7 protein-coding genes and 1 pseudogene are annotated in these 8,796 nt (G+C 72.6%); 6 read left to right on the top strand and 2 right to left on the bottom strand.

Annotation, left to right across the window (positions count from 1 at the left end; translation table 11 throughout):
- Positions 1-206, top strand: a pseudogene (locus AB8Z36_RS42335) (hypothetical protein); the annotation flags it as partial.
- Between the two features lie 64 nt (positions 207-270).
- On the top strand, positions 271-2,262 hold the full coding sequence (locus AB8Z36_RS24360; RefSeq protein WP_369215505.1) for an ATP-binding protein: 1,992 nt from the start codon (positions 271-273) through the stop codon (positions 2,260-2,262).
- 50 nt (positions 2,263-2,312) lie between these two features.
- On the opposite strand, the gene AB8Z36_RS24355 is transcribed toward AB8Z36_RS24360, so the two are convergent.
- Both AB8Z36_RS24355 and AB8Z36_RS24350 read right to left on the bottom strand, forming a co-directional pair.
- Complete coding sequence (locus AB8Z36_RS24355; RefSeq protein ID WP_369215504.1) at positions 2,313-3,716, bottom strand: hydrolase; 1,404 nt, start codon at positions 3,714-3,716, stop codon at positions 2,313-2,315.
- 257 nt (positions 3,717-3,973) lie between these two features.
- Complete coding sequence (locus AB8Z36_RS24350; protein ID WP_369215503.1) at positions 3,974-5,668, bottom strand: eCIS core domain-containing protein; 1,695 nt, start codon at positions 5,666-5,668, stop codon at positions 3,974-3,976.
- A gap of 256 nt (positions 5,669-5,924) precedes the next feature.
- On the opposite strand from AB8Z36_RS24350, the gene AB8Z36_RS24345 reads away from it, so the two are divergent.
- The 4 genes from AB8Z36_RS24345 (at position 5,925) to AB8Z36_RS24330 (ending at position 8,786) form a co-directional block, all read left to right on the top strand.
- Positions 5,925-7,520, top strand: a complete 1,596-nt coding sequence (locus AB8Z36_RS24345) for a phage tail sheath subtilisin-like domain-containing protein (RefSeq protein WP_369215502.1) — start codon at positions 5,925-5,927, stop codon at positions 7,518-7,520.
- A 131-nt stretch (positions 7,521-7,651) separates the two neighbouring features.
- Positions 7,652-8,095 carry a phage tail protein gene (locus AB8Z36_RS24340; protein ID WP_369215501.1) on the top strand — a complete coding sequence of 148 codons (444 nt, stop codon included), beginning with the start codon at positions 7,652-7,654 and terminating at the stop codon, positions 8,093-8,095.
- Positions 8,095-8,598 (top strand): hypothetical protein, encoded by a 504-nt coding sequence (locus tag AB8Z36_RS24335; protein WP_369215500.1) that lies wholly within the window; start codon positions 8,095-8,097, stop codon positions 8,596-8,598. Before AB8Z36_RS24340 ends, AB8Z36_RS24335 begins: the two co-directional genes overlap by 1 nt.
- Positions 8,595-8,786, top strand: a complete 192-nt coding sequence (locus tag AB8Z36_RS24330; RefSeq protein WP_369215499.1) for a DUF6760 family protein — start codon at positions 8,595-8,597, stop codon at positions 8,784-8,786. The genes AB8Z36_RS24335 and AB8Z36_RS24330 overlap by 4 nt, the downstream gene beginning before the upstream one ends.
- Positions 8,787-8,796: the final 10 nt, after the last annotated feature.

The raw sequence follows: 8,796 nt of genomic DNA, 5'->3' as shown, positions 1-8,796 counted from the left end.
GCCTCACGGGCGGCGGCCTCGTCGACCAGTCCGTACGCGGCTACGCCGAGGCCGCCGCCCGTGAGGCGGGCGAACGGCTCCGGCTCCAGCGCAAGCTGATGGAGCTGCTGCTCTCGGAGCGCCGTTCCGAGACGGGCGGCGGCCCGCCGTCCGCGTACGCCACATCGACGGCGGGCCGCCGCGTTCCGCAGAGCGCGGCCACCGGCCACACCACGTGGCGGCCGCCCGCGCCGCCCGCGAGCAGACGGCGGCCCGCCGCACGGAGGAGTCATGAGCGCCTCGCCCCCGGACGTCCTGCTCGACCGGCTTGCGGCGCTGCGCCGGGCGGTGACCGCCCTGGTCGAACACCGCGCGGACGGTGACCCCACCGCCGAGGACCCCCTGCGCGGCCTGTTCCTGTCCGAGGACGCCGTGCGCCATGTCCTCCACACCTGGCCGCACCGGACACCGGACGTCGGCCTTCGGATGACCGCCTCGGCGCCGGATGCCGAGGACCCCGCGGACCGGCTCGCGCGGACGGCCGGGCGCCTCGGTCTGACCGAGTTCGACGCGGCCGTCCTGCTCATCGCGCTCGCCCCCGACCTCGACCGCACCTTCGAGCCGCTGTACGGCTACCTCAACGACGACGTCAGCCGCCGCCGCGCCACCGTGGGCCTGGCCCTCGACCTGTGCGGGGTGCCCGCACACCTGCCCGGGGCCCGTGCGCGCTTCCATCCCTCGGCGCCGCTGCGGGCCACGGGTCTCCTAGCCGTCGAGGAGGAGGCGGAACGTCCGCTCCTGAGCCGCTCGTTGCGGGTGCCCGACCGGGTCACCACCCATCTGCTCGGCGACGACACCCCGGCCGCCGCCCTGCTCGGCCTGCTGCGTCCGATGCCGGAGGCGCTGTCCGCGGACGGCCGCGAGGAGGAGCTCGGCAAGCGGCTCGCCGCCCTGCTCGGCGAGCGGCCGTGCCACGTCTACCTGCGCGAACACCGTGCGGGCGACGCCCTGCCCACCCTCACCAGCGCCTTGCGCACGGCGGGCCTCGACGCGCTGCGGTTCTCCGGGACCGCCGAGCACCTGCCCGCGCTGCTGCGCGAGGCGCGGCTGCGGAGCCTCGCGGTCGTCGTGTGCGGCCTGCCCGAGCAACCCGCTGCCCTGCTGGCCGAGTTGGCATCGGCCCCGGATGTGACCGCCCTCCTCGCCGACCCCCGGCCCTACGATCCGCAGTGGTCCGCGCACGACCCGCTGGTGTTGCAGGCACCCCGGCCCGCGGCCGGCGGCACGACGGCCTGGCGGACCGCGCTCGGTCCGGACGCCGACGGCTTCGACCTGGCGGGGACCGTGGCCCCGTACCGCCTCAGCGGTGAGCACATCGGGCGCGCCGCCCGTGCCGCGGCGGCACTCGCCGCCTTCGAGGGGGCCCCGCTCGGCGCCGCCCACGTCCGGCTCGCCGCCCGGCAGCAGTCGGCCTCCGGCCTCGAACGCCACGCGCGCCGCATCCGCCCCGCGGTGGACTGGCGGGACCTGGTCCTGCCCGGCACCCCCCTGACCCAACTGCGCGAACTCGCCCTGCGTGCCCGCCACCGCGACCGCGTCCTCGGCGACTGGCGGCTCAGCGCGGGCGGCGGACGCGGGCGCGGGGTGGTCGGCCTCTTCGCGGGAGAGTCCGGTACCGGCAAGACGCTGGCCGCCGAGGTGCTCGCCGCCGATCTCGGGGTCGACCTGTACGTGGTCCAGCTCTCCTCGATCGTGGACAAGTACGTCGGCGAGACCGAGAAGAACCTCGAACGGATCTTCACCGAGGCCGACCGCACGGACGCGGTGCTCCTCTTCGACGAGGCCGACGCCGTCTTCGGCAAGCGCTCGGAGGTCAAGGACTCCCACGACCGGTACGCCAACATGGAGAGCGCCTATCTGCTCCAGCGCCTGGAGGCCTTCGACGGCATCGCGCTGCTGACCACCAACCTGCGCGCCAACATCGACGACGCCTTCACCCGCCGCCTCGACCTGGTGGTCGACTTCCCCTTCCCGGGCCCCGGACAGCGCCTCGCGCTGTGGCGGCACGGCCTGTCGTCCGTCCCCCACACCGAGGACACCGGCACCGACGTACTCGCCCGCGACTTCGAGCTGGCCGGCGGTTCCATCCGCGGTGCGGTGGTCACCGCCGCCTACCTCGCGGCGGGCCGGGGCGAGCCGGTCGGGGCGGGCGACCTCCTGGAGGGCGCCCGCCGTGAGTACCGCAAGGCGGGGCGGCTGGTACCGGGCGAGGCCGACTGGTGACGGCCCGCCGGTGGGAACCGGGGGCCGTCACACCGGAGTAGCGCCCGCCGTCACACGGTGAAGCGGACCGCCTCCAACTCCTTGTACTGCTCGATCGGGCTCCCGTGGTACTTCCACCCGCCGGGATCGGTGCACACCTCGCCCATCCAGTCCTCGTCCTTGACCCGGGCGTCGCTGCACACGGACCCGTCGAGGACCTTGAAGGTGTACCCCTCCAGGGCGGGGTCGGCGCTCTTGGAACTGCCGAAGTACATGTTCTTGCCGTCCTGCTCCTCGGACCACGGGATCTCCTCACGCCACCCTTCGCCCACGAAGGCGCCGGTGCCGCTGACACCCCCGCTGTTGACCACGGCGATGTTCAGGGCCTTGATCGGTGTGCCCTCGCCGACCGCCCCGGCCTCGGCGCCGTCACACACCGGGTCCTGCCAGCCGTCGCCCGCGACGAAGGCGCGGTAGCAGATGTGGCGGCCCTCGCTGCGCTCGGCGACCTCGCGCACCGCGTCGGCCGCGGTCTGCTTCTCGGGCTTGTCGGGCTTCTCGTCCCCGCCTCCGCCGCCGCCTCCGCCGCCGYCSTSCSMGCCACCGCCGCCGGGGTCCTTCTTCCCGTCGTCGTCCGGCTTCTCCTCGGGCTTCTCCGGAGGGCTGCTGATCGGCGGTGGCGGGCTGGACGGCGCGATCTTCCCGGCCTCCACCGGCTTCTCCCGCGCGACGCTCCGCACCTGCGGCTTGTACGTCAGCCAGATCATGACGAACGCGACCGTCACCGCGAGGAGCAGGCCGAACGTCGTGGCCAGCCAGCCGGGCAGGATCCCGCGCTGGACGAAGGTGCCGTCCACGTCCATCGGTTCGGTGCCGGAGCGGCGCACGGCCAGGGAGTACGGCTGTTCCTGCTTGGAGCCGAACCAGGTGATCCGGCGGGGCCGCAGCGTCGCCTTCACGAAGGCGGCCCGGCCCGGCTCGATCTGCACATGGCCCGGCCGCAGGTCGTACGACAGCTTGTCGCCGGTGTCGCTGCCGCTGAGCGAGGCGGTCACCTTGGTATTGCCGAGGTTGTCCACGGCGAGGCGCGGCCGTCCCCGGAAGCGCCCCTTGACCGTCACCGGCAGCAGTTCGGTGCGCACTTCGGTGAAGGGGGTGATGGTGAGGTTGCCCTCGGGGACGGTGACGGCGCCGGGATGTTCCGTCGGGGTGATGCGCACGGCGTACGGGTTGGGCCCCGCGGCAGCGTCCGGGGTGCGCGGCGGGGCGAAGGTCAGTTCCACCGTGCCGGTCGTGCCCGGATAGAGCCGCAGCGCCTGCGGCTCCACCGTGGTCCAGGGGGCGAGGTCGCCGACCGGTTCGAAGCGGTACTCGTCGACGACGTCACCGGTGTTGCGCACCCGTAGCCGCACCGAGGTGCTGCTGCCGGGGTCGACGGTCGCGGATGCGGGTTCGAGGGAAGTCCAAAGGCTCACGCCCCGACGCTAGAACCGCCCGCCGCGCCCGTCAGGAGGCCGCCGGGCAGACCCGGTTGCCCCTAGGGGCGGCGGCGCTGCCTCCGGCGGGCCCGCCAGGGCCTTTCGTTTGGATCAGGCCGGGCTCGCGGGCTCTGGCACGCACGCTCGCCGCGTTGTCGTCAGTCGCCATGGCTCCGCCATGCCTCCCTCCTCCGCCTTGCGATCGCACGCACCAGACCCCGCTCCCTGATCCGGCCCGATCCAAACGAAAGACCCTAGTCCATGTGCTGGGCCATGGCGATGACCGTGTGCTGACGGACCAGATGGCCGTAGATCATCGCCTTGGCGGCCTGCGGCGTCAGCGGGTCCTGACCGGGCCCGCGATGCCCGTTGAGGAAGTCCGTCACCCGTTGCAGGGTGCTGCCCGAGCCCAGGGGCAGCGGGAAGGACAGCGGGCCCGCGGGCTGCTCCTCGGCGTGCCTGACCGGCGGCGCGGCGCCCGCGTAGGAGACGGCGCCCCTGCCGTCGCCCCCGTAGTTCACATCGGGTTCGTAGCGGACGGACGGCCCGCTCAGCACGCAGATGACCCGGTCCGCGCCGCTCTGCGCCGCGTCCATCGCGATGGAACTGCCCGTGGCCGGGTGGCCGCCGCCGTACGCGTAGAAGCGGCTGGTGTCCGTCTGCTGGGTCTCGGGCAGGCCGATGCCTCCCCTGCCCCGTTCCGGACGGATGCCCTGCCGGTTGATCTTCTCCGCCTGCCCGGTGCGGTGGATGACACAGGTCACGCCCGGGGGCAGCCCCGGCGCGTCCTTGTACTGACTCGCCTGCCGCGTACTCGACGTCTCGTTGAGCGGCCGCAGCGGGGACGCGGAGTCTCCGTAGGGGAGGGAGGAGGAGTCGGACGCGGAGCTTGACGCGACCGACGGCCGCTGCGCACGGCTGCTGCCGCCCCCGCCGCCACCGATGGCCATGGGCGCGGCGCGCTGGGGCGCCGCCTGCCGCTGCGGCGTCTCCATCTCCCGGATCTCCCGGCGCTCCTGGCTGATGTGGGAGCGGATCTCCGCCACGGCACGGAGCTTGGCCCGGGTGTTGCTCGTCTCCTTCGTGCGGCCGTGGTTCTGCTCCCACGTCTCGACCGCGTCCTCGACGGCTTCCAGGGCGGCGCGGCGAGCGGGCAGGTCGGTCTCGGCCAGGGTGCCGTACGCCTCCAGCGCCTTCACCACCCTGGGCCACCGCGAGCCGGGTAGCAGGCCCGCGCGCAGGCCTTCGGCGCCCCTGATCTCGCGGCTCTGCGCCCAGTTCCGGGGCGAGCGCTGGACGTTGTGCTCCGTCGCCTGCCCGCCCTCGGTGACCGGCGCGGGCCTGCCGGGCAGCGACAGGTCGGGCGCACCGCCCCGCGCGACCTTCCTGCCGTTCGCCGCGGCCTTGACCTCGTAGGGGTCAGTGGGGTGCGAGACCTTCGTGTGGGAGCCGTCGTCGGTGCCCGCCACCTCCCCCATCGCGGTCTGGTAGGTGTGGTCTATCTCGTGGAACTTGTCCTCGTCGCTCAGGTTCGGCTCCGCGACGAGGATGTGCGGGCCGACCGCCAGGGCCTTGGCCCCGAACTCCTTGGCCGCGCGCTGCGCCACCGGGTTGTCGTGCCACCGCACATGGTCGAAGCGCATGGGGTAGACCCGCTCGGCCTTCTCGCGGATGCGTGACTCGATCGGGCGGGCCGGTGAGGCCAGCGCGGACGCCAGCGTGGCCTTGCGCTGCACGGCCGCGTCGGTGGTGGACTCCTCGCCCGCCGCACGGTGTCCGCAGCCGGGCCCGTGGCTGTGCTCCTCCTCGTCCAGGGCCCGCGACACCGCCAGGTTGCCCGCGAGCGCCGCCAGTTTCCGTACCCGGTCCAGCGGCGAGTCCGGCCTGCTCCCCTGCCGGGGCGGGCGCTGCTCGCCGCCCTGTCGGGACTGTGATTCATGTGCGTGCATGACGTTCCCTCCGGCACGGGGCATAGCTGACGCCTCAGCCTTACGCGGGCCGCTCCCTCCCGGACAGGGCCGCGGGGGCAGCCTTACGGGCAACGGGCGGGCCGGGACCCGAGTGGCCGCCGCGAACCGGCCCCGTGTGACGTGCCCTTGCGGGCAGCGGCGGTGCACCGGTACCGGCACCCAAGGACATACCGGCGGCATCCCGGCCCCGCCACAGTGAAGAGGTCCCGTCACGTACCCCGAGGAGATGCAGAGCATGCCGTCCTACCTGTCACCCGGCGTCTACGTCGAGGAGGTGGCCAGCGGTTCGCGCCCGATCGAGGGGGTGGGCACCTCCGTCGCGGCCTTCGTCGGCCTCGCGCCGACCGGACCGCTGAACGAACCCACGCTGGTGACCAACTGGACCCAGTACGTCGCCTCCTTCGGCGACTTCACCGACGGGTACTACCTGGCGCACTCCGTCTACGGATTCTTCAACAACGGCGGTTCCGCCGCGTACGTGGTCCGGGTCGGCGGCTCCGCCGAGGCCTCGTCCGGCGACGGCGAGTCCCCCGCCGCGGTGACCGGCACGGCCGCCGCGCCCGCGCTGCCCGCCGCCGAACCGCGGCAGCTCGGCGCGTTCTCCGTGGCCGCCACGGCGTCCGGCACGAACGGCCCGCTGACCGTCGAGGTCGCCGACCCCGAGGGCGAGGGACCCGCCGAGCGCTTCCGGCTCATCGTCAGGGACGGCGACAAGCCGGTCGAGACCTTCGACGTGAGCGCCAAGAAGAGCACCCGCTCCTACGTCGTCACCCAGGTCAAGGAGCGCTCCAAGCTCATCACCGTGACGGAGACCGCCTCCGCGGCCCAGCTCACCCGTCCGGAGAACCAGACGGTCACCCTCAGCGCACCGCCCGCCCCCGCGCCCGCCGCCACCCCGGCGCGGACGAACTCGGAGGCGCACCCCGGCCCGGCCCAGTACCTGGGTGACTCCGCGGACCGCACCGGCTTCGGCGGTCTGGAGGCCATCGACGAGATCTCCATGGTGGCCGTGCCCGACCTCATGGCCGCCTACCAGCGGGGCACGATCGACCTGGAGGCCGTCAAGGCCGTCCAGCTCGGGCTCATCGCCCACTGCGAGCTGATGAGCGACCGCGTCGCGGTCATCGACCCGCCGCCGAACCTCAACGCCCGGCAGATCCGCGTCTGGCGCCAGGAGACGGCGGGCTACGACTCCAAGTACGCGGCCCTGTACTACCCCTGGCTGAAGTCCTTCGACCCGGCCACCGGGCAGGCCCGCATGGTCCCGCCGAGCGGTCATGTCGCCGGTATCTGGGCCCGCAACGACTCCGAGCGCGGCGTGCACAAGGCTCCCGCCAACGAGGTGGTGCGCGGCGCCGTCGACCTGGAGCTCCAGATCACCCGGGGCGAGCAGGACCTGCTCAACCCCGTCGGCGTCAACTGCATCCGCGCCTTCCCCGGCCGTGGCATCCGCGTCTGGGGAGCCCGCACCCTCTCCTCCGACCCCGAGTGGCGCTACCTGAACATCCGCCGCTACTTCAACTACCTGGAGGAGTCGATCCTGCTCGGCACCCAGTGGGTGGTGTTCGAGCCGAACGACCACGCGCTGTGGGCCCGCATCCGGCGCAACGTCTCGGCGTTCCTGGTCAACGAGTGGCGCAACGGCGCGCTGTTCGGCCAGCGCCCGCAGGAGGCCTACTACGTCAAGTGCGACGAGGAGACCAACCCGCCGGAGTCGGTGGACCTCGGCCGGGTCGTGTGCGAGATCGGCGTCGCCCCGGTCAAACCGGCGGAGTTCGTGATCTTCCGCCTGTCCCAGTTCTCCAGTGGCAGCGGGGAGCTGGAGGAGTAGACCGGCGGCGGACCGGCCGCGGACCGGCCCGGCCGCTCCCGGTCACTTCAGGCCGCTCCCGGTCATCGCTTCAGGCCGCTTCCGGCCGAACACCTCAATCTGGTCAGCACACCTAGGAAGACAGCGAACCCATGAGTCTCATGCAGGGTGACTCCCTCACCTCACACAATTTCGGTCTCCAGATCGACGGTGTGATGGTCGAGTACCTCTCCGAGGTCAGCGGCCTCACCATCGAGCAGGACGTCATCGTCAGCCCGCAGAACACGGCCGGCGGCCAGATCGACATCAACGTCCTGCCGGGTGTGCAGAAGAACGGCCAGTGCACCGTGGTGCGCGGCATGACCCAGTCGACCGCGTTCACCTCGTGGATCAACGACTCGATCAACGGCCGGATGAGCACGGCCCGCAAGAACGCCTCCATCATCATGATGGACTACGAGGACAACCCGGTGAAGCGGTACAACCTGCGCGCCGCCTGGTGCAGCAAGATCGACGCGAGCACCCTGAAGGCCGGTGAGGCCTCCGTGCTCACCGAGACCGTGACCATCGTCTTCGAAGAACTGGTCATCGAATAATGCGGCGCACGGCTGCCGGTGCGGCGGGCGCGGGCACGGTCGCCGCGCCGCCGGTCCCCCAGAGCGCGGCGGCGGGGGTGGAGTCCCCCGCTCCGGCCTCCGCCGCCGCTCAGGCGGACCCGGCACTCCGCGAACTGCGGACCGAGTTCCCCTTCCAGCTGCCGCGTGGATACGTCGACGAGGCGGGCACGGTGCACCGGGACGGTGTGATGCGCCTGTCCACCGCCCGGGACGAACTGGTCCCGCTGCGCGACGTACGGGTCCAGGAGAACCCCGCGTATCTGTCGGTGGTGCTGCTCGGGCGCGTCATCACGCGGCTCGGCACGCTGTCGATGGTGCACGACGGGACGGTGGAGAACATGTTCGCCTCCGACCTCGCGTTCCTCCAGGACTTCTACCGGCAGATCAACGCCGAGGGCCACACGCGGGCCGCGGTGGAGTGCCCGCACTGCTCCGAGCCGTTCGAGGTGGAACTCGGCGGGAGCCGCCTGGGGGAATCGTGACGTACGCGACCGACCGGCTGCACGAGGAGATCGCGTACGTGGCCTACCACTTCCACTGGGGCCTGGAGTCGATCCTTGACCTGGAACACCATGACCGTCGCCGGTACGCGGACCGGATCGCGTCGTTCGTGACGCGTGCGGCGTCCGGAGCGTCCGGAACATCCGGAGCATCCGGAGCGGAGGGCTGAGGCATGGGGA

It is taken from the genome of Streptomyces flavofungini, assembly GCF_041028215.1.
Lineage (GTDB): Bacteria > Actinomycetota > Actinomycetes > Streptomycetales > Streptomycetaceae > Streptomyces > Streptomyces flavofungini_B.
Note: the sequence above shows the minus strand (reverse complement) of the source record. Positions and strands in the feature narration are given on the sequence as shown.

Bases quoted from the DNA above. Each gene is read 5' to 3' on its own strand.
- AB8Z36_RS24360 (WP_369215505.1), top strand. From the start codon at position 271: ATGAGCGCCTCGCCCCCGGACGTCCTGCTCGACCGGCTTGCGGCGCTG.
- AB8Z36_RS24345 (WP_369215502.1), top strand. From the start codon at position 5,925: ATGCCGTCCTACCTGTCACCCGGCGTCTACGTCGAGGAGGTGGCCAGC.
- AB8Z36_RS24350 (WP_369215503.1), bottom strand. From the start codon at position 5,668: ATGCACGCACATGAATCACAGTCCCGACAGGGCGGCGAGCAGCGCCCG.
- AB8Z36_RS24335 (WP_369215500.1), top strand. From the start codon at position 8,095: ATGCGGCGCACGGCTGCCGGTGCGGCGGGCGCGGGCACGGTCGCCGCG.
- AB8Z36_RS24340 (WP_369215501.1), top strand. From the start codon at position 7,652: ATGAGTCTCATGCAGGGTGACTCCCTCACCTCACACAATTTCGGTCTC.